The sequence below is a fragment of the Acidocella aluminiidurans genome, from assembly GCF_055383125.1.
This window is the reverse complement of sequence record NZ_AP031589.1, coordinates 2,711,714-2,732,826: the sequence shown is the minus strand read 5'-3', so window position 1 is coordinate 2,732,826 and position 21,113 is coordinate 2,711,714. Positions and strand designations below refer to the sequence as shown.

Genomic DNA, 21,113 nt, shown 5'->3' with positions numbered 1-21,113 from the left:
CAGGCCATGAGGATTGCAGGTTTTATCCACACGCCCGCCGCTTTGGCGCTGCTGCTCACGGTGGCGGGCTGCGGCAAGCCGCCGGCCGGCGCCTATGAGCAGGCCAGCAGCACCAGCACCGGCCTGCCGGTGGGGCAGAACAGCGCCGGGGAGGGCTGCACGCTGCAAAGGCTGGCCGATGGCCGGGCGGATATTTATTGCGGCAGCTGGGACCAGCCGAGCGCGCATGTGCAGATTGGCGGCGCGGCCAGCGCGGCGTCCCTGCCTGGCCTTGCCGCCAGCAGCCCGTGGCGGGCCGGGCTGGATGCCGCCTATGTCTGCGAGGCGCCGCAGCCGGCGCGAATCCTCGATGGCGTGCCGGCCGAAATTCTGCCCTGTACCCAGCGCTTCGGCGGCTGGCCCTATGTGGCGCTGGCGGCGGAAATCGACGGCAAGGTCTATTACGCTGATGGCGTGCAGCCCGCATTGCCGGCGATGCAGCGTGGCATCGGCGTGGTCAGCGGCCGGGTTCCCGCCGCCGCCGCCGGCCAGGCCGGGGTCGCGCAATCCGACCAGCTGCTGGCGCAAAGGCTGGCGGCGCATGCGTTCAGCTCCGGCGATGTCGGCCAGTATGACGCGCTGATGGCGTTGGGCACGCAGGCCAATCAGGCGGAGAATTTCCCCGCCGCGGTCATCGCCTACCGCGCCGCGCTGGCGCTGCAGCAGAAGAAGCTCGGCGCGGAGAATCCCGGCACGGTGATCCCGATGCTGGCGCTGGGGCTCAACCTTTCCAACCAGGGCCTGTACGCGCAGGCACAGGCGCAGTTCGCCGCCGCCGCCGCGCTGGCACCGCGCGCCAGCGACCCCACCGCGCCGGCGGTTTTGCGCTACGACGAGGCGCTGGACGCCCTTAATCAAGGCCAGAACCAGCTGGCACTGGCCCGGCTGCGAGAGGCCAGGCAGGCCTATGCCGCGCTGGTGCCGTCGGCCTTGCTGCAGGCGCAGCCGCAGGCCGCCCAGAATAACGCGCTGTTCTCGATCAGCGCGCCGGCGGGGGCGGATACGCTGCTGGCCGACCAGGTGACGCTGAACAGCCCGGTGACGCAGGCCGCCTTGCTCGGGGTGATCGAGTGCTGGCGCTATCAGGCGCTGGTGCTGGAGCGGATCGGCGACCGGCCCGGCAGCGACGCGGCCATCGCCAATGCCAGGCGCATCGCCAGCGCCAACGGGCTGGAACCGCCCTCCCTGGATGCCCGCCTGGACCGCACCCGCGCCGTGCTGGCCAGCGCGAACGGGCAGCCCGCGGCGGCGGCGGCGGATCTGGCCAGGGCAGCTGCCTCCTTCAACGACGCCCTGCCCGGCAGCCGGCCGGTGGCGCAGACGGATCTGCTGCGCGGCGCGGCTCTGGCGCAAAGCGGCGATACCGGCGCCGCCTTATCCGCCTGCCGTGACGGTGTCGCGCTGTTGCGCAAGCTGCGCCTGGGCGGCACCGCCGGGCTGATCGGGCCATGCCTGGATGTTTACGCCAAGGCCGCCACGGAGGATCCCGCCCGGGCCGGCACGCTGCATGGCGAAATGTTCGAGGCCGCCGAACTGACCCAAGGCAGCGTCACCACCCAGGAAATCGCCCAGGCGGCGGCGCGGCTTGCCTCCAGCGCCAGCGATCCGAAAGTGGCGAGCGCCATCCGCGCCCAGCAGGACGCGCAGCACCGGCTGGCCGATCTCTATCAGCAGCGCGACCAGGCGGCGCACACGGCCAATAATGGCGCGGCCCTGGCCAAGCTGGACAAGGACATCGCCGCCGCCACCGCGCGCCTGCAGCAGGCCGGGCTGGCCGAGCAGGCGGCGGCGCCGAATTACGGGCAGCTGGTGCAGCAGGTGGTGCCCGCGACCGAGGTGCTGAAATTGCTGCGCCCGGATGAGGCGTTCCTTGGCATCACCACCACGCCCCAGCATAGCTGGCTGTTCTTCCTGCACGCCGGACGCGTGGAGGTGGCCCAGGCGAACGAGACCGAGCTTGGCATGGCGCGGCTGGTGAAGCAGGTGCGCGCCAGCATCGAACCCGGCACCGCCGGCCTGCCGGCGTTCGACATGCCCGACGCGGCGACGATCTATGCCAATACGCTGGGCCCGTTCGCGGCGCAGATGGCGGGGGTGCATGATCTGGTGGTGGCGCCCTCCGGCGCGCTGCTCGCCCTGCCCTTCGCGCTCCTGCCCACCGGCCCGGCCAGCGCCACGGATCTGGCGCATGCGCCCTGGCTGATCCGCCAGACCACCCTGGCCTATGTGCCGGCCGCGGCGAATTTCGTTTCCCTGCGGCGGGCAGAGGGAACTTCGGCGGCGAAGCAGCCCTGGTTCGGCTTCGGCGATTTCCGGCCGGTGAGCCTGGCCCAGGCCCAGGCGACCTACAGCCCCGCCGCCTGCCCACAGGCCGCGGCGGAATTCGCCGGGCTGCCGCAGCTGCCTTACGCCAAGCTGGAATTGCAGGCGGCCTCGGCGATCTTCGGCGCCGGGCCGCAGGATGAGCTGCTCGGCGCCGGCTTCACCGTGCCGGATGTGGAAAAGGCGGATCTGAAGAATTTCCAGATCCTGCATTTCGCCACCCATGCGCTGCTGCCCACCGACCTGCCCTGCCAGGCGGAACCCGCCATCGTCACCTCCGCCCCGGCGGGGGCGGCATCCGCCGACCAGGCGCAGCTGACCACCAGCGACGTGATGGGGCTGAAGCTGGATGCCAATCTGGTCGTGCTCTCCGCCTGCAATACCGGCGGCGGCGAGGAGGGCGGCGAGGCGCTCTCCGGCCTGGCGCGCAGCTTCTTCTTCGCCGGCGCGCGGGCGATGCTGGTGACGCAATGGTCGGTGAATGATCAGGTCTCCGCCTATCTGGTGGCCGATACGCTCTCGCGCCTGCATGCGGCCAGCGCCGGCGGGGCGGCGGGCAGCTTGCGGGCGGCACAGCTGGCGCTGATCGGCGGTGCCGGCAAGGGCTTCCCGGCGCAGATCGCGGACCCGTTTTACTGGGCCGCCTTCACCGTCATCGGCGATGGCGGCGCCGAGGCTCTTTCCGGTTCCGGCAAGTGACGGCTATAACCAAACCATGACCGAAATGCTTGGCAAATACGAGCTGCGTCACGTGCTGGGCAAGGGCGCCATGGGCACGGTGTATGAGGGCTACGACCCGATCATCGACCGGCGCGTGGCGATCAAGACCGTCAAGCTGCCGGATGCCGAGGATGTGGAAGCCCAGGAAGAGCTGGCCCGTTTCAAGCGCGAGGCGCAGGCGGCCGGGCGGCTCAGCCATCCCAACATTGTCGGCGTCTTCGATTATGGCGAAACCCCCGACATCGCCTATATCGTCATGGAGTTCGTCGACGGCACGACGCTGAAACATGTGCTGGACAAGGGCGAGCGCTTCGGCGTGCCTGAGATCGTGCGGCTGATGGATGGGCTGATGGCCGGGCTGCAATACAGCCATGGGCGCGGTGTCGTGCATCGCGACATCAAGCCCGCCAATATCATGCTGACCCAGGCCGGCGAGGTGAAGATCGCCGATTTCGGCATCGCACGGATCGAGAGCAGCTCGATGACCCAGGCCGGCACCATGCTGGGCACGCCCTCTTACATGTCGCCCGAGCAATTCATGGGGCAGACCGTGGATGCGCGCACGGATCTCTATTCCTCCGGGGTGATGCTGTATCAGCTGCTGACCGGCGAAAAGCCGTTCGAGGGCGGGCTGACCGCGATCATGCACAAGGTGCTGCATACCGAGCCGCCGCCGCCCTCCGCGCTGTCCGTGAGCGTGACCCCGGCGCTGGATGCGGTGGTGAAAAAAGCGATGGCGAAGCGGCCGGAAGACCGGTTCGCCACGGCGGCGGATTTTGCCCAGGCGCTGCGCGAGGCGGAAGCGGCGAAGACCGCGCCGATGGAAAGTTTCGGCCTGGGGGCTGAGGATTTTGGCGATGGCGAGGCGACGATGGTGGCCCCGCGCCGGGCCGCCGAGCCGACCACGATCACGCCGTCCCCGGCCCCGGCGTCGGCCGCGCCGGCGGCCAAGGGGATGAGCCCGGCGTTGTTGGCCGGCGGCGCCGTGCTGGTGCTGGCCGTGCTGGGCGGTGGCGGATATGCGTTGTTCGGCGGCCATAAACAGGCGGCCCCCACGCCCGCTCCCGCCGTGGCGCAGGCCCCAGCACCGGTGGCGCCAAAACCCGCCCCCGCCCTCACACCTTCCCAGCTGCAGGCGCGCTACAGCGCGACGCTGGGCGCCCTGCCCTGCACCCTGCTCAGCGCCAATCTGCAAACGCAAACCTTGACCGGCCTGGCCGGGGCGGGCGCACCGCAGGCGGCGTTGAGCGGCGCCATTCAATCCTTGCCTGATCCCGGCGGCATCGTGAACCAGATCCATACCCTGGATGGGCCCTATTGCACCGCTCTGGATACGATCCGCCCGTACCACGCCTTGTTCCCCGCCGGCGATGGCACGCTGTCACTCGCCCTCGCCGGCGGCAAGACCCAGCTTTACAACAACGATCTGATCACCATCGACGAGACGATGCCGCATTTCGGCGGGTATCTGGAGACGGATTATTTCTCCTCCGATGGCTCGGTGCTGCATCTCTACCCGACCAGCACCGACGCCGCGCGGCAATTCGCCGCAGGCAGCACCAAGAGCCTTGGCGACCCGGCGCATGGCGGGGCGAGCTGGCAGGTGAGCGCGCCGTTTGGGACGGATATGATCATCTCGATTGCCTCCTCGGTGCCGCTGTTCACGAAGCTGCGGCCGCAGGACGAGACCGCCAGCGATTATCTGACGGCGTTGCGCCAGGCGTTGCAGAATGCCGCGGCGGGGGGCGCGAAGATTTCGGTGGCGGCGATTCCGGTGGTGACGCTGGCGAAGTAGGGGCGATACACGGCGCGCCCCTTACCGCGCCAGGATCGACGCCAATGCCATCGATAAAATGACACCCCCGTTGCAACATTCTATATTCGCAACGTCTGTTGACCTGCGCCGTGATTGGCTGGCAAGAAGGGGCGCGAGATGACGTCCGTTGACACGGGATGAAACATCCCACCGCCTTTGACAAAAACAAACCGCGGAACAGGAGACCACCGAAGATGTCCGCATCTGTGAATTTGCCGCCGTGCAATAATCTGGCGATGACCAATCTACGGTCGAACCCGGACAAAGCCTATCAATCCAACTTTTATCTTGTGCAGTCTACGGCTTATACCGGCAATACCGAGACTGTCGGTGGCCCGTGCTCGGTTAAATGCGTTTCCCACGGCAAGAATAAGAACGTCTTTGAGCTGCGGGTGACGCCGGGCAATGGCGATTATTTTTATCCTTATGTGCATATTCCCTATGGCGGTGTCGGCACATGCGAGGTCCCCAAAAACGCGCCGCTGGGAACGCTCGTGCTCACGGGCGCGATGAATGGCTGCAGCCTGCAGGTGAATGATTCAGGCTCGAACCTACATTTTTACCATGATGCCAATGGCGTATCGCTCAAAGGCAAGTTGACTCCCGGCAATGTTATCGCGCGCGTCGATTACGAGACCTATGCCGGGCCGGGCAATTTCGCCAACAACATGACGACCAAAGAATTCCCTGCCCATGTCAGCTACCTGGTCACGGTGCGCGGCAAGACGCGTTGGTATGTTTATACGAGCACGTTTCTGTACGGCAAAAAGGTGAAAAACTCCTGGTTTGGGGGGAGTTCATCCACCGAAGTATTTGAGCCGGTTATTACGAGCGTATCCAGGCTGCTTTGCACGTTCTGAGCACGCTGGATAAATGGCCGCTTTTTGTAAGGTGACGAAGCGGGCAACACCGATCCGCCTGCGGCGATTGAGACGACTTTAAACGAGTTTGCTGAGCGGCGCAGTGCCCCGAACTGTCATAACCCACGCCGCTTCGAATCCACCTTTGCGGTAACACAAACATATCCGCCTCTGCTCCGTCACCGCCATCGCCTGTTTCGTATTGCAAGCCGGCATGCTCGCCGGTACCGGCGGCAAGGGGGCGGTGGCGAGCGGGGTGAGCCAGAAATTTGGCATGTCGGCGATGAAGCCCTGGCGCAGCTGGTCGATCTCGGCTTCGGTTTTGCCGACTGCAGCGGCGTTGAAGAAGCGCGGGTCGCGGGTGAAGATCAGATAGGCCTGGGTTTCGTTCAGCATCAGCTCGGTCAGGCTGGTATCGTAGCCCTGGCGGCCGAGGAAGGCCGTGAAGGCGGCGCGGTCTTCCGGCGTCAGGCCGGCCCAGAAGCGTTCGGTATAATGCCGGTATTCCGGAACCGTGTAGAAGGCGCCGTGGGAGATTTCATGGCGCAGGATCACCGCGCGCATTTCGGGCGAGACATCACCGCCGGCCGCGGGCAGGGTGATCAGCGCGCCATTCGCCCCCTGCCGCAGCCAGCCGAGCTGGCGCAGCAGCCGGCGCAGCCATAATTCCTCTGGATTGAGCAGGATATTTTCAGATCTCGCCAGAGCGAAGAACCGCGCCAGATCCGCCGCCCGATAATCATGGCCGTAATAATAGCTGGCGACCGTCTCGCCGCTGGCGGCGATGGCGGCGTTCAGCGCCGCATCGTCCAGCAGCCGGTCATGCGGCACATTGGCTTTTTCGACAAAGGCGGCCACCCGGTCCAGAGCCTGGCCCTGGGCCAGCAGAGACGGAAAATCCACCACCACGACGGATTTGTCCGGCGCCAGATAGGTGACGATGGTCTCGCAAGGCTGAGTGGCGTCGATCTCGGCTTCGCTGGCGGTGCCGATGGCGATCGGCGCGGGCCGGCGCGCCCACCAGGCCACGCCGAACCCGGCCAGCGCCAGCATCGCGGCACCGCCGCCAAGCCCGGCCTTGAGCAGGAAGCGCCGGCGTAAAGCTGCGGCCGGAGGGGCGCTCCGGATGACGATGGTATCGTCCTCGTTCCCGCCCCGCCTCCCCATGGCCGATATTACTGGCCGATATTGATGATTTCGACGCGCCGGTTCTGGCGGTTGGGGGTGTTCGGCGGGGTCTGCACCGCGAGATCCGCCTCGCCGACGCCGCTCGCCTGCAGCCGGGTCGCGGCGACGCCGAACTTGGTCTGCAGATAGCTCTTCACCGCATCGGCGCGCTGCTCGGAGAGGGTCTGGTTCTGCGGCGCGGTGCCGGTGGTGTCGGTATGGCCGACGATCTTGAAATTATAGGCCGCGAGCTGCTGGCTGGTCAGCGCCTTGCCGAGCTGATCCAAAGTGGCGCGGGCCTGCGGGGTGAGCGCGGCCGAGCCGGAGGCGAAATCCACGATCAGGTTGGCCGAAGGCGCGGTCGGCATTGCCTGCGGTTTCGCGGCCGGCGCGTTCATCGCCGGCATCGCGGCGGGGCTTGCCTGCATCGCCGGGGCCGGGGCTTCGCCGGGGGCGATCGGCTTGATGCCGCGGGTGGTGTCGCTCAGCGTGCCGCTGGGCTTGAGCTGGTTGATCAGCTGTTGCGCGCTTTGCGCCAAGGCCGGCTCGGCAAAGCCAGCGGTGAGCAGCACGGCAGAAAGGGCGGCTTTGAAGCTGGTTTTGTGCATGGTCTAAAACCTCCTTGATTTGGGCAGGATTGTAGCGCCAAACGTCCCGTTAGGCGAGAGCAACGATCCGGTTTACGCCGAGAGCCGCTCCACGGTTTCGGCGCTGAACATGGTTTCATCCACCAGCGTGCGGCCTTTCAGCCCAGCGGTGGAGGAGGGCGCCCAGCTGGTCCAGCCCAGCCGCGCCGCGCCCGGCCCGCCGCCTAGGCTGAGCGGCGGGATTTCCTGCGCATCCAGCACCAGATTGATGGCGAAATCCGCCTCCCAGCCGACATAGGCGCGGATCAGCGAAACCAAGGCCGGCAGCAATTTCTGGTCCGGCAGGAGAGCCTCGAAGCCGGCGCGCGAGAGCGGGCCGATGCGCACGATGAAGCGCGCCTGCTGGTCCCAGGCGCGGGTGCCGATGGCGGCATCCACCCCCAGCGCACAGAAGGCGCCGGGGATGCGCCCGCGCGGCAGCCGGCTTTGCTGGTCCGGGGCGATCGGCAGCCAGGCGCCGGCGAATTCGCGGATTTCCACCGGGCGGCCGAGATAATCCGAGACCATGCTGGCGAGCCGGCTGGAAGAACGCGGATGCGCCGAGAAGAAGCCGGCATAATGGCGCAGCGCATCCGTCCCCACGGCCAGGCGCGGTTCCAGATGCGGTGTGCCAAAGCCGGTGAAGGCCAGCAGCCCGGCGCCGATCGGCTCCTCCACCCCGGCCTGCGCCGCCTGCTCGGCCGAGCGCGGCAGCCGGTATTTGGCCCCGGCGCGCGCGAAGCCAGAGACCAGGCGCTGCGCCAGCAGATCGAAAAAATCCAGCACGGCGCGGGATTTTTGCCGGTAGGCCTGGGCCAGCAGCTCGGTATACCAGCGCGGCATCTCGGCCGAGGGGCCGATCAAGCCAATCAAGCTGCTGACCAGCCGGGCACGCCGCCCGGCCGACGGGGCCTGCGCCTCCAGCACCTCGGCCACCGGCTGGGCCAGGCTCGGCGGGGCGGCGAAGCGCACCGCGTCATCCTCATGCCGGGTGCGGGCGGCCAGGCGCAGCAGCCGCACCGCCGCATCGAAGCGGAAGAGATGCGGCGTGGCGGCCAGGCGTTCGAGCGGGGATTTCGGCGCCATCGGCTAGAGCAGCACCTTGGCCCCGGCGCGGGGCGGAAAGCGCAGCTCCGGCTCCGGCTTGCCGCGCAGCCGCACCGCGGTGCGCACGAAGGAGTTGATGCTGGCATGCAGCGCCAGGAAGCGCGCCAGCACGGCGCTCAACAGATAGAGGCCCGAACCCTGGAAGGCGCGCTGGTCGAATTCCAGCTCCACATCCAGCCCCCGGCAGAAGGCCCCCAGCCGCGCCCCGGGCACCCGCGCCGTGCCGGGGCGGGCGGTGACGGCGAGCAGCGCCTCGATCGCCGCCCTGGTATCGGCGGTTTCGCGCAGATCATACAGGCGCAAAATCTCCTTCAGCGCCGCCGCCCCCTCCGCCCCGCCAGTGACGGAGAGATGGCCGAGCGAGAGATGCGAGATCAGCCGCCAGGCTTTGCGGGCGCGGCGTTCCGGGCGCAGCGTCGGCGTCGGCGGGGTGACGCAGGCCATCGCCGCGATTCCGGTATGGGGCTGCAAGGCCTTCAGCCCGGGGCGGCCGCCGCCGAAAGGCAGATCGGCCGGGAGATCCCGGTTGAGGCAGAGCGCCTCGACGGAGAGCACGCTGTCCAGCTTCGCCTCTGGATCGAAGCCGGCATCGAACAGCGAGATGAAGCTGTCCGTGCCGCCGAGGGCGGCCGGGCCGTCCCGCCGCGCGACCAGATAGGACCCGCCCTCGCCTGGCGCCGCGGCCTCGTCACGGCTGAGCCGGTAGAAGGGCAGGAAGGGCCGGCTGGTGCCGTCCTGGCGCACCTCGCGCACGCTGGAGACACTCCAGACCTCGGTGACGCTGGCACGCCTGGCATCCGGCAGCACGCGATATTCGGTGGTGGTATGGTCCAGCGCCACCGGCTCGCAACGTTGCGCGAAGAGATTGACCATCGGCGTGCAGCCGAGCGCGAACATATTGGCATCGACCCCGCGTTCCAGCTCGGCCGAGGTGCGGTCGAGATAAAGAAACACCTCCAGCCGGTTGCTTTCCTGCACCAGGGTCTTGGCGCCGAGCCCGGCGAGGTCCAGGAACATGAATTTTTGCGGAAAGGCGAAATATTCGCTGAGCAGGCGGAAGCCCTCGAAGCTGCGCGCCGGCCAGGGCAGCAGCGCCTCCTCCGGCGCGAAGCCGACCTCCTGCACCGCGCTGGCCGGCAGCAGCACCGGCGCGAGATCGCCCGGCGTATCGGCCAGCGCCACGCCGAGCGTATGCGCGGCCAGCAGCTCATAGAGTTGCAAGGCCGCCGCCTGGCCGCCGCGCAGGAACAGGCGCAGCCTGTCCATGCCGAGCTGGCTGAATTTCACATCCGGATTCAGCGTGGTGAAAACCAGCCGCAGCACCGCCACCGCGCCATTGGCCAGCGTGTTGACCGGCGCGGTGAAGGGCAGACCGGTGAGGCGCGCACTCTCCAGCTTCACCGGCCAGAGGGTGAGCGGGCTGGTGGTGCGGTAGCGGCAGCTCTGGCCGCGCACCGCCTCGGTCTCCAGCTCGAACCCGGCGGGGACATCCACTTGCGCGGCGAGGTCCGGCTTGGCGCTGAACTGGGTGATGGCGCAGGAGGGAAACGGGGCGAGATAATGTGGATAGAGAACATCCAGCAGCGTGTCGGTGAGTTCCGGGAACTCGTCATCCAGCCTGGCCTGGGCGCGGGCGGAGAGGAAGGCGACGCCATCCAGCAGCCGCGCCACGTGCGGGTCGTCCACCGTGTCCGGGCTGAGGCGCAGCCGGCCGGCGACCTTGGGGTGCGCCTGGGCGAATTCCGCCGCCAGCTGGCGGATGGCCGCCAGCTCCTGGTTGAAATAGGGCAGCAGCGTATCAGCCAATCTCGCCTCCGGCGACCGCGATGTCGGTGGTGGCGGCGTTCACCAATGTCTCGAAACTGATCGGCTCGGGAGCCGGGTCCGCCTGCAGCAGCGCGTCGATGCGGAAATGCAGCGTGGTGCTGGTTTCCTCCTTCGCCGGCACCAGCTTCACCGCCACCTGGATCAGCCGCGGCTCGAACTGGCGGATGCTGCGCTCGATCTCGCGGCGCAGCGTCTCGCGCGCGCCATCCTCCTGCATCGCCCCGGCGGTGAAATCCGGCAGGCCGAAGGTGAAGGAGGAATTGGCCAGCTCGTTGAGCCCTGCCGGCACCGAGGCGAGGCGGCGGCGGCCATTCAGCAGCGCCTCCAGATCCCGCCGCACGGCGCGGCGCAGCACGCTCAGCGCCTCGGTGGCGGAGAGCGGGCGGTCGCGCTCCATCTCCGGGGCATCGTCCAGCAGCCGGTCCAGCACCGAGAGTTTCACCCGCGCGCCGGAATCGCGCATCCGCTCGATGAAGAGATTGGCGTTGGCGCCGCGGCTGAGCGTGTCGTCGCTCATGCGGCCGGCTGGAAGCTCAGCGTGTCGAGCTGCATGATCGTCAGATCCTCCTCCCCGGCCAGGAACACGCGCTGGCCGATGCCGCGCACCGGGCCTGCCCCCTCGCTCCAGCTGGTGGCGCGGCCGAGGCGGTGGGCGTCGTCGGTCTCCTCGGCGGTGAAATAGAGGGCGGGGATATAGACATCGCCATCCGGCCCGGCGGTGACGCTCATCGAGCAGCGGCGCCAGGCGAGGTCACGCGGGCGCTTGGGCGGGTGGAAGTCCAGGCTCTCGATGCGCGAGAGCGGAATCCAGAAATATTTGCCGGTGGTGGTCAGGGTTTCGATATAGCCGGGGATCAGATCATCCGCGTCGCGGAAATCATCCACGCTCTGGCCGTTGACAATGCCGGTGATGCGCGGGCGCAGCGCCTCGGCCTCTTCCGCAGCGGCGGCGGCCTCGGCCAGATTGCCCTCGCGCAGCGCCACCAGCGCCTTCATCGAGGCCTGGCCGGTCGGCTCCAGATCCCCCAGCAGCTCCGGCACCCGGCCATCGCGGTAGAGCTGGCGGCGGGCGGTTTCGGCGCGCAGCAGCTGGCGGAATTCGGAGACGACGACGGCGACAGACGGGTCGAGCTGGCCGGCGGCGTCCAGGATCACGTCCGCGCGTTCCAGATTGCCGGAGAAGAGCAGCAGCTCGGCCAGCAGCACGCGGCGGCCGAGATCGGTGGGGGCGGCCTTCACCTCGGCATTGGCGGCGGCCAGCGCATCGGCCAGGCGGCCGGCGCGGAACAGATCGGCGGCCTGAAGGGCGGTCTCTACCATGTGCGTGATTCCATTTTAGAAATTGTTTGGGTCATGATTGGCCGGGGGCGGCCAGCTCGGTCATCAGCCGGAAGGAGACGGCGACATCGTCCAGCTGAAAATGCGGCTGCAGATGGATGGCGCAGGTGAACACGCCGGGTTTGCCCGCCACCTCCTCCACTTTCACGCTGGCATCGCGCAGCGGGTAGCGGGCCATGGTTTCCGGCCCGGCGGAGGTGTTGGCATTGGTGTAGCGCATCAGCCAGTCATGCAGGCGGCGTTGAATTTCGGGACCGGTTTTGAAGGAGCCGGTCATCTCCCGGCCCATGATTTTCACATAATGCGCGAAGCGGGAGACGCAGATGACGCTGTTGAACTGCGCGGAGAGCCGGGCATTGGCGGCGGCGATGCCGGCATTGGCGCCGATATAGTTGGTGGTGGGCGTCTGCAGGCTGCGGGCGGCGCCGATCAGCGCCTCGCCGCCATAGGGCAGCGCGCAGATGGGCAGCAGCCCGGCCGCGACCAAAGCGCGCTCCTGGCGGTCGGTCAGCATCACATCCGGGGCCGGGCGGCCGAAGCCATCGGCGGGGTCGGTGGAGAACCAGGGCTCGGGCAGATCCTCGATGACGCCGCCGCCGAGGCGGTCAATGTCATAGCCGCGAATATCGGCGGGCCAGGAGAAGGTCTCGAAGGCGCGGATGACGCAGGCGGCGACCAGATAGCCGGCCGTGCTGGAGACCCGGCCAGTGCCGTCGCGCAGCCGCTCCTGATAGCGAAAGCCGCGATGGCGGGCGAGCGTTTCCGCCCAGGGCAGGCGCATCAACAGGCGCGGCAGCGTGACCGCGAGGAAGCGCGAATCATCCAGCATGCCCAGGCGCTTCCAGCGCTGATAGTCCGCCGAGGCCATGGTGGAGGCGGGATCGGCCACACCGCTGAGCTCGGAGAACTCGTCCACCCCGAACAAAGCCGGGGCGGCGCCGATGACCAGAGGCGCGAAGGCGGCGGCGGCGACGGCGGCGAGGGAGGAGAGAGCGGTGACATCGTCGGTGATGGCGCCGGGGCCGGGGCGGTGGCGGACCTCGTAATCCGCGACCAAGAGTCCGTAGGGCTCGCCGCCGGCGATGCCGAATTCATCCTCATAGATGCGGCGGAAGAGCTGGCTCTGATCGAACGCGGCGGCGCGCTCCAGATCCCGGCAAATCTCACCCCAGCCGGCGGAGAGCACGCGTAGTTTCACCCGGCCGGAGAGCGGCAGGCGCGCGGCCAGCCAGGCGAGGCCGCGCCAGCTCCCCTCCAGCCGGCGCAGCCGGGGGTGATGCAGGATTTCATCGAGCTGGGCGGCGATCATCGCATCCAGCCGGGCGATGTCATGGTCCAGCCGCGCCGCGAGCGCCGCGCGGTCATGGATCAGGGTTTTCGCTTCGGCGCCGAACCAGCTGGAGAGGGTGGCGCTTTGGCCAGCGAGCATTTCCGCCAGGCGGGTGGCGGCCTCCGCATTGGCCGCGCCGAAAAATTGGCCGTTCAGCACCGCATCGCGCAAAGGCGGCAGCGAGGGGGCGGGCTCTGGGGGGTCAGCTTGGGCCGGTTCGGGGACGGGCTCAGCCTCGTCAACCGGCAGCTCGGGCGGCGTTGGTTCAGGTGTTGGTTCAGGCGCAGGCGTGGGCGGGAGGCCCCGGCTGGCGGGCCTCCAGACGATCGTCGCGTCCGGATCTTCCTCATCCCCCGTCATCACGCACGCCCGTGCGCCGCGCCCGGCTCGGGCGCGGCGGTTCGGGATCAGGCCTTCTGCGGAATGCGGGCGACCATGCGCATGCTGGTCGTCAGCTCTTCCATCTGCAGCCAGGGGCGCAGATAGGCGACGGCGTTATAGGAACCCGGCTTGCCCGGAATTTCCTTCACCTCGACCTTGGCCTCGCGCAGCGGATATTTCGCCTTGGTCTCCGGCCCGGCATCCGGGTTATCGGACACGTAGTTGGTGATCCAGCGATTCAGCCAGCGCTCGCACTCATTGGCCTCCATGAAGCTGCCGATTTTGTCGCGCGCCATCACCTTGAGGAAATGCGCGAAACGGCCGGTCGCCATGATGTAGGGCAGGCGCGCCGAGATCGCGGCATTGGCGGTGGCGTCCGGGCGATCATATTTCTTCGGCTTCTGCACCGTCTGGCCGCCGAAGAACACGGCGTAATCCGTATTCTTGTAGTGGCAGAGCGGCAGGAAACCGAGATTGGAAAGCTCGAACTCGCGCCGGTCGGTGATGCCGACCTCGGTCGGGCATTTGCCGTCCATGTCGCCATCGTCGGACTGGAAGATGTGGGTGGGCAGGTTATCGACCTTGCCGCCACCCTCCGCACCGCGAATGGCGACGCAGAAGCCGGATTCCGCGAAGGAATTGGTCATCCGCACGCCCATCGCATAGGCGGCATTCATCCAGCAATATTCCTTGTGATTCAGCGCCTGGGCGGCGCCGGTGGCGTCGTACGGCGCTTCCTCATAGGCGAAATCCTCGACCGGCTTGGTCGCGGCGCCGTAAGGCACGCGGGCCAGCACGCGCGGCATCACCAGCGAGACGAAACGCGCATCCTCGGTATCGCGGAAGCCGCGCCATTTGGTGTATTCGGCGGTGTCGAAAATTTTCGCCAGATCGCGCGGCTTGGTCAGCTCGGTCCAGTCATCGAAGCCGAACATGCCGGCACCGGCGGCGGAGATGAAGGGCGCGAAGGAGGCGGCGGCGACGTTGGAGACCAGACGCAGCGATTCGATATCGTCCGGATGGTTGGTCCATTCATAATCGCCGATCAGCGCGCCATAGGGCTCGCCGCCCGGGGTGCCGAACTCGTTCTCGTAGATTTTCTTGAAGAGCTGGCTCTGATCGAACTCCACCGCCTTGGTGAGGTCCTTGTTCAGCTCGCGCTTGGTCATGTTGAGAACGCGGATCTTCAGACCGGTGCCGGTCTCCGAGTTCATCACCAAATGGTTCAGGCCGCGCCAGCTGCCCTCCAGCTTGGTGAATTTTTCATGATGCAGGATGGCGTTGAGCTGCTTCGACATTTTCTGATCGATCGCGGCGATCGCCTTGTCGATCGTGCGGGTCAGGTTCTTGTCGAAGGTGACGGTGCCGGCCAGGGCCTGCTCGACCAGGGTCTTGACCAGATCCTGGGCGCGGTCCGGTTCGGTCTGTTTGGTGGCGGTGACAACCTGATCGAGGAAGCTGACGCCTTCGCTGGTGGCGCCGGTGCCGCCTTGCGGGCTGGATTGGGTCTCGGACATGGATCAGCCCTCCTTCTTGTCGAGGCCGAGCTGGCTGGACAGCCCCTTCAGCTCGGCATCGTTCTGCAGCACCTGCTCCAGCAGCGTCTCCAGCTCCTCGGAGCGGTCCGCCTTGCTCAACAGGTCGCGCAGCTTGTTGCGCGTCTCCAGCAGGGATTTCAGCGCCGGCACCTGGTCGACGACGCGGGCCGGGTCGAAATCATCCATCGAGTTGAATTTCAGATTGACCGCCATCTCGCTGCCATCATCGGCCAGCGTGTTCTCGACCTTCATGTTCAGGCCCGGCGACATGCGGGACATGATGTCGTTGAAATTGTCACGGTCGATCTGGGTGAATTTGCGCTCGGCCATCGGGCGCAGCGGCTGCGTCGGATCGCCGGAGAAATCCCCCATCACGCCGACCACGAAGGGCAGCTCGCGCTGGATCTCGGCGCCGTCGGTTTCGACTTCATAGGTAATGTGAACGCGCGGTTTGCGGACCCGGTTCAGTTTGCTGTGTACGCTGCCACTCATCTTCTAGGTCTCCCGAAAGGCTTGCGGTTCATGACAATGCAAAGCGGTGTTGTGAAAGAGGCTTTAAATCGTCTGCGGCCGCGCTGGATAAACTCAAAGGAAAGTCTTTTTAGACGTTTATTGATCTGTTTTCAGGCCAAGGCTGGTCAAAATGCTGTTGCGCACCTGATCGTCCCGCACCAGCTCGGCGATGAGTTCGGGCCAGGTGAGACGGCCACGCCGGATGGCTTCATCGATCGTGTAAGCCAGCGGCGATTGCGGTTCCGTGCGGCGGAAATACTCGGCGATTTCAGCCAAGGTTGCAAGAGCATCCTCGCGGTTGGCCAAACGTTTCGGCCTGCCGGGACCGGCCTGCGCCGCCTCGGCCCCGGTCTCCTCCGACGCCGCCGCCGGCTCATCCGCCACCGCCGCGCTCGCCGCCTCCAGCGGCGCATAACGCGTCACGAAATCATTGATCTGGTTCAGGGTTTCGGCAATGCGCCCGGTGGGCGGGGCATCGTGCCCGGCCAGCCGGTCGAAGATATCGCCCATGCCGCGCCAAGCCAGACGCGCCTCCTCCAGATCGCGCCGCAACGCAACATAAGCGCCGGGGCTGGCGGCGCGGGCGGCGGCGCGCATTGTATCGTAGGGCACCACGCCGGCGGCGATGCGCGCCTCGACACGCTTGGCGTCGGCGATCGCTTCCAGCTCAGCGGATTGCTGATACTGGAAGAACATCACCATTTCGCCGTTCGGGTCCTTGAACAAAGGCAGCTTCTGCAAAGGCTGGCTGAGCGTGCCCTCGCCGCCCTCGCCATTCAGACCGGTCACCGGGGCAACGCGGGTTTCCATGCCGTCTTCATCCGGCATCGGGAATAAATGCTCCCAGTACCGTTCCGCCAGCCCACCCAGCAGGCTGGCGCCGAAGGCCAGCCCGCCCAAGCCGTTGCTGCGCACCAGCGCCTCGGTCAGCCAGGCCGCGGCTTCCAGATCCTTGGCCTGGGTACTGAGAATTTCGACAGCCAGGGCGCGCACCTGGCGCCAGCCTTCGGGCGATGCCACCTCGCCCGGATTGGCATCCGCCGCGCGCTCGGCGGCGCGGGCATCGGCGCGCGCGTCGCGCAGCCGGAAGTAAGGAGAGGTCGGCGAGAAATCGCTGCGGACATCCGTTCCGGAGGGCTCATCATCGCTGATCGGCGCCAGCAAGCTTTCGAGATCCAAGCCTTCAATCGCCACGAATCTGCCCTCTTCCCCGCCCTATCGCCATCGACCATGGCGACGTTGTTGCATTATCCATCGAGGGCGTTCGGTTGGTGACGCGATATCATCAAAATTGCATCAACGAACCGGCCTTCCCCTGCTTGTATTAGCTGGACATTAACGGTAACTCAAGCTAACGAAATATTGTTAAATTAGCGCACCGTAAGATGCGCTTTGTTTCGGTATGGGCGTGTCGGATCGGCGTTACCCTCGTGGTCAACGCTGCATTCGACGCGAGACCTTCTTGGAGGGGGACGCTTTGGTCACACTTGACCTCCGGTCGTTAATCGGTCGCCTGGATGAACATTGCCGCCGCGCGCTGGAAGCCGCTGCCGGGCTGACAATGTCCCGCACCCATTACAATGTCGAAATCGAACATTGGCTGGTGAAGCTGGCCGACGGCACGGATACCGATATCGCCGCGATCTTCCGGCAATATGAGATCGATCACGGCCGTTTCATGGCCGATCTCAACAAGGCGCTGGACAGGCTGAAAACCGGCAATTCCCGCGCTCCCGGCCTGGCGCCGGATGTGGTCGATACCGCCAAGCAGGCCTGGCTGCTCGCCTCCATCGAACAGGGGCTCTCGCGGGTGCGCTCGGGCCATGTGCTGTTGGCGCTGCTCTCGGATGAAACCCTGGCCCGGCGCGCGCGCGAGGCCTCCAGCCAGCTTCTGAAAATTCAGCCGGATGTGCTGAAGCGCGACCTGGCCACCATCACCGCCGGCAGCATCGAAGCCAGCACGCCGCTCGCCGCCGATGGCGCCGCCCCGGTGGCGGACGAAAACGGCGTGCCCCGCCCGGCCGGCAGCGGCGCGCTCGACCTTTATACTTACGACCTGACCGACCGCGCGCGGAAGGGCAAGATCGACCCGATCCTGGGGCGCGATTTCGAGATCCGGCAGGCGATCGATATCCTCACCCGCCGCCGGCAGAATAATCCGATTCTCACCGGCGAGGCCGGTGTTGGCAAAACCGCCGTGGTTGAAGGTCTGGCGTTGAAGATCGCCGCCGGCGATGTGCCGGAAGCGATGAAGGATGTGACGCTGCGCACGCTGGATCTGGCGCTGCTGCAAGCCGGTGCCGGGATGAAGGGCGAGTTTGAGCAGCGTCTCAAATCTGTCATCGATGAGGTCAAGGCCAGCCCGAAGCCGATCATCCTGTTCATCGACGAGGCGCATACGCTGATCGGCGCCGGCGGCCAGGCCGGGCAGAACGATGCCGCGAATTTGCTGAAGCCGGCGCTGGCGCGCGGCGAGCTGCGCACCGTCGCCGCCACCACCTGGGCCGAGTACAAGAAATATTTCGAGAAGGATGCGGCGCTGACGCGGCGCTTCCAGGTGGTGAAGGTGGAAGAGCCCTCCGAGCCGATGGCGATCGCGATGATCCGCGGCCTCACCGCGACGCTTGAGCGGCATCACAAAACCCGCATTCTGGATGAGGCGATTTCCGAAGCGGTGCGGCTTTCGGCGCGCTTCATCCCGAGCCGGCAGCTGCCCGACAAGGCGATCAGCCTGATCGATACCGCCTGCGCGCGGGTGGCGATGAGCCAGGCCGCGATTCCGGCGCCGATCGAGGATAAGCAGCGCCGGATCGAGCTGATCGATACCGAAATCGCGATCCTGGAGCGCGAGATGGCGGCGGGCGGCGCGCATGAGGCGCGCATCGCCGAGCTGGCCGAGGAAAAGGCCGGGCTGGAAACGGCGCTGGCCGCCTTGCAGACCCGCTTCGCCGAAGAAAAGACGCTGGCCAACGAGATCAGCGCCGTGCGCGCGAAGATCGAGGATGCGGACAACACCGAGGACAAGGCCGCGCTGAGGACGCAGCTGAATAAGCTGCATGAAGATTTGCGGACATTGCAGGGCGAGACGCCGCTGATCTTCCCGGTGGTGGATGGCCAGGCGGTGGCCGAGATCGTCGAGAGCTGGACCGGCATTCCCGCCGGGCGCATGCAGTCCGACGAGATCAACACCGTGCTCAATCTCAAGCAGGCGATGGAAGAGCGCGTCGTCGGCCAGCCGCATGCGATGGAGGCGGTGGCGCAGGCGATCCGCACCAGCCGCGCCAAGCTCACCGATCCGCGCAAGCCGATCGGCGTGTTCATGATGGTCGGCACCTCCGGCACCGGCAAGACCGAGACGGCGCTGACCCTGGCCAATCTGCTCTATGGCGGCGAGCAGAACATGACCACCATCAACATGACCGAGTTCAAGGAAGAGCATAAGGTCTCGCTGTTGATGGGCAGCCCGCCCGGCTATGTCGGCTATGGCGAGGGCGGCATTCTCACGGAAGCGGTGCGCCGGCGGCCTTATTCGGTGATCTTGCTCGATGAGATGGAGAAGGCGCATCCTGGCGTGCAGGACGTGTTCTTCCAGGTGTTCGACAAGGGCAACATGAAGGACGGCGAAGGCCGCGATATCGATTTCAAGAACACCGTCATCATCATGACCTCGAATGCCGGCACCGATCTGATCGAGAAGCTTTTCGCCGATCCGGAAACCGCGCCGGATGCGGCCGGGCTGGCGGAGGCGCTGCGCCCGGAGCTGATGAAATATTTCAAGCCGGCCTTCCTGGGCCGGGTCACGCTGGTGCCGTATTTCCCGCTCTCCGACGAGGTGATCCGTCAGATCGTGCGGCTGCAGCTCAACAAGATTCAGAAACGCGTGAAGGAGGCCTACAAGGCCTCGTTCACCTACGCGCCGGAGCTGGTGGAAACCATCGCCGCGCGGTGCAAGGAATCCTCCTCAGGCGCGCGCAATGTCGAGAATATTCTCTCGCGCAGCCTGTTGCCGGAACTCTCCGCCGAGGTTCTGGCCCGCATGGCCGCGGGCGAGGGGATTGCAAACATCTCGGTCGGGATCGGGCCGGAGGGATCATTCTCCTACGCGCTCAGCTAAAGACTCTCTTTTCCATAACAGGAGCACGACATGGCGATTTATATTAAATACACCAACCCGACGGTGGATGGCGATGTCACCACCCAAGGCTTCGACAAGCAGATCGAGGTCCATAGCTTCCAGTGGGGCGTTGGGCGCGGGGTTGGCGCGCCGACCGGTTCGTCCGGTAACCGCGAGGCCAGCACGCCGAGCGTGTCCGAGATCACGGTCACCAAGAATCTGGACAATGCCTCCGGCGGCCTGCTGAAGGAAGCGCTGAGCAGCGGCGGTAAGGCCACTCTGGTGATCTCCTTCGTGCGCACCGACGGCAGCGGCGCCGATACGTATCTTGAAGTCACGCTGACCGACACCATGATCAGCGGCTACAGCCTCAGCAGCGGCGGGGACCGCCCGACCGAGAGCCTCTCCTTCAACTTCGTCAAGATCGAAGTGAAGTTCACCCCGATGAAGCCCGACGGCAGCAAGGGCTCGCCCTTCCCGGTCACCTACGATCTGGGCCTGCAGAAGCTGTCCTGAGAAATGCAAAGGCCGGTGCCAAACACACCGGCCTTTTTCCGCTCTGGGCGTTTGGGACAACGGTGACCAGAGCGGCCTTTGCGAGGTGCGCAGCGATGTGCATGAAACCGCCTAAGCGGACACAAAACCAGAAAACGCCGCCAAATTCATATCTCTGGTTTTGAATTTTCCGTGCTGTCCGCTTTATACATTATAGTGCCAGCCCCTACTCCTCTGCGTCGTGATCTTGGCAGATCAATCCAAAGGACACTCACATGCCGTTCTGGAAATCCAAACCAAAGCCTTTGACAATCTCAGGGCCAATCGGCAGCGACAAATTGGCAGGCACCACCAAACGAGTCGTCTTCGCCGGGCATGGCTCCTTCAACACCATCACCGACAAGAATTACCCCAAAGTTCGGCTGCCTCCCAATGTCACGATGGTGTTTTGGTGTTTGCATGGCGAGGAGCTTCTTGATTCGATTGGAAGCTTTGTTGAATCCCGCGAAGATGTGAACGGATTGCCGGATTACCTCAGCGAGGCAGCAGCCAGGGCCGGATACTCCAAAAACGTTCCCGAAATCGTTCGTGGCGGCTCTGAAATTTGGAATTACCGACTGACCTATCCATCGGGGCTCAGCCTCGGCAACAAACCCGGGAATATCCCGTCCTCGAAATATAATCCTGCGATCACCCCTGCATCACCTGCTAAAACACCAAAAGGCCTACCCGGAGATAAGCGCTATGTGGTGATGCCGCCGCTCTCTGGCGACATCAAGGACCGCGGCGTACCGATCATCGCCTTGCTGGCCGCTAACTGGAATATCTGCGACGGCGCCGTAGTCCATTGGTGCGCGTGCCGCAGCATCGTAGCGCGTTAACGTTTTGGCCTAGAGCCTTCAGCTTTTAGCTGAACGCTC

General features: G+C 65.9%; 16 protein-coding genes. 6 read left to right on the top strand and 10 right to left on the bottom strand.

Going from position 1 to position 21,113, the window contains the following annotated elements; genetic code table 11:
- The first annotated feature begins 6 nt into the window (after positions 1-6).
- From ACZ46S_RS13520 to ACZ46S_RS13510, 3 genes are all read left to right on the top strand, one after another.
- A complete protein-coding gene (locus tag ACZ46S_RS13520) occupies positions 7-3,060 on the top strand; it encodes a CHAT domain-containing protein (RefSeq protein ID WP_464062127.1) in 3,054 nt (1,017 codons plus the stop codon).
- Between the two features lie 16 nt (positions 3,061-3,076).
- The gene (locus ACZ46S_RS13515) at positions 3,077-4,876 is read left to right on the top strand and encodes a serine/threonine protein kinase (protein WP_464062126.1); all 1,800 of its coding nucleotides are present in this window, start codon (positions 3,077-3,079) and stop codon (positions 4,874-4,876) included.
- A gap of 215 nt (positions 4,877-5,091) precedes the next feature.
- On the top strand, positions 5,092-5,757 hold the full coding sequence (locus ACZ46S_RS13510) for a hypothetical protein (protein WP_464062125.1): 666 nt from the start codon (positions 5,092-5,094) through the stop codon (positions 5,755-5,757).
- Positions 5,758-5,835: 78 nt separating this feature from the next.
- Here ACZ46S_RS13510 and ACZ46S_RS13505 read toward each other — a convergent pair whose 3' ends face one another.
- The 10 genes from ACZ46S_RS13505 to tssA all read right to left on the bottom strand — a co-directional run bounded on the left by ACZ46S_RS13505 (position 5,836) and on the right by tssA (position 16,778).
- Positions 5,836-6,924 carry a hypothetical protein gene (locus ACZ46S_RS13505; protein ID WP_464062124.1) on the bottom strand — a complete coding sequence of 363 codons (1,089 nt, stop codon included), beginning with the start codon at positions 6,922-6,924 and terminating at the stop codon, positions 5,836-5,838.
- A gap of 8 nt (positions 6,925-6,932) precedes the next feature.
- A complete protein-coding gene (locus tag ACZ46S_RS13500) occupies positions 6,933-7,532 on the bottom strand; it encodes an OmpA family protein (RefSeq protein ID WP_464062123.1) in 600 nt (199 codons plus the stop codon).
- 72 nt (positions 7,533-7,604) lie between these two features.
- Positions 7,605-8,636: a type VI secretion system baseplate subunit TssG gene (gene tssG / locus ACZ46S_RS13495; protein WP_464062122.1), complete on the bottom strand. Its 1,032-nt coding sequence runs from the start codon at positions 8,634-8,636 to the stop codon at positions 7,605-7,607.
- A 3-nt stretch (positions 8,637-8,639) separates the two neighbouring features.
- Positions 8,640-10,463 carry a type VI secretion system baseplate subunit TssF gene (gene tssF / locus ACZ46S_RS13490; RefSeq protein ID WP_295745791.1) on the bottom strand — a complete coding sequence of 608 codons (1,824 nt, stop codon included), beginning with the start codon at positions 10,461-10,463 and terminating at the stop codon, positions 8,640-8,642.
- Positions 10,456-11,001, bottom strand: coding sequence for a type VI secretion system baseplate subunit TssE (gene tssE / locus ACZ46S_RS13485; RefSeq protein WP_464062121.1), 546 nt, complete (start codon positions 10,999-11,001; stop codon positions 10,456-10,458). The genes tssF and tssE overlap by 8 nt, the downstream gene beginning before the upstream one ends.
- Positions 10,998-11,804: a type VI secretion system accessory protein TagJ gene (locus ACZ46S_RS13480; protein WP_464062120.1), complete on the bottom strand. Its 807-nt coding sequence runs from the start codon at positions 11,802-11,804 to the stop codon at positions 10,998-11,000. Before ACZ46S_RS13480 ends, tssE begins: the two co-directional genes overlap by 4 nt.
- Positions 11,805-11,835: 31 nt before the next feature.
- Positions 11,836-13,512: a type VI secretion system contractile sheath large subunit gene (tssC, locus tag ACZ46S_RS13475; RefSeq protein ID WP_464062119.1), complete on the bottom strand. Its 1,677-nt coding sequence runs from the start codon at positions 13,510-13,512 to the stop codon at positions 11,836-11,838.
- A gap of 47 nt (positions 13,513-13,559) precedes the next feature.
- On the bottom strand, positions 13,560-15,050 hold the full coding sequence (gene tssC, locus ACZ46S_RS13470) for a type VI secretion system contractile sheath large subunit (RefSeq protein WP_464062118.1): 1,491 nt from the start codon (positions 15,048-15,050) through the stop codon (positions 13,560-13,562).
- Positions 15,051-15,053: 3 nt separating this feature from the next.
- Complete coding sequence (gene tssB / locus ACZ46S_RS13465) at positions 15,054-15,563, bottom strand: type VI secretion system contractile sheath small subunit (protein WP_008493936.1); 510 nt, start codon at positions 15,561-15,563, stop codon at positions 15,054-15,056.
- Positions 15,564-15,680: 117 nt separating this feature from the next.
- Positions 15,681-16,778, bottom strand: a complete 1,098-nt coding sequence (gene tssA / locus ACZ46S_RS13460) for a type VI secretion system protein TssA (protein ID WP_464062117.1) — start codon at positions 16,776-16,778, stop codon at positions 15,681-15,683.
- Positions 16,779-17,046: 268 nt separating this feature from the next.
- On the opposite strand from tssA, the gene tssH reads away from it, so the two are divergent.
- From tssH to ACZ46S_RS13445, 3 genes are all read left to right on the top strand, one after another.
- The gene (gene tssH / locus ACZ46S_RS13455; RefSeq protein ID WP_464062116.1) at positions 17,047-19,698 is read left to right on the top strand and encodes a type VI secretion system ATPase TssH; all 2,652 of its coding nucleotides are present in this window, start codon (positions 17,047-17,049) and stop codon (positions 19,696-19,698) included.
- A 30-nt stretch (positions 19,699-19,728) separates the two neighbouring features.
- Positions 19,729-20,214, top strand: coding sequence for an Hcp family type VI secretion system effector (locus tag ACZ46S_RS13450; RefSeq protein ID WP_464062115.1), 486 nt, complete (start codon positions 19,729-19,731; stop codon positions 20,212-20,214).
- Between the two features lie 254 nt (positions 20,215-20,468).
- The gene (locus tag ACZ46S_RS13445; protein WP_464062114.1) at positions 20,469-21,074 is read left to right on the top strand and encodes a putative adhesin; all 606 of its coding nucleotides are present in this window, start codon (positions 20,469-20,471) and stop codon (positions 21,072-21,074) included.
- Positions 21,075-21,113 lie beyond the last annotated feature (39 nt).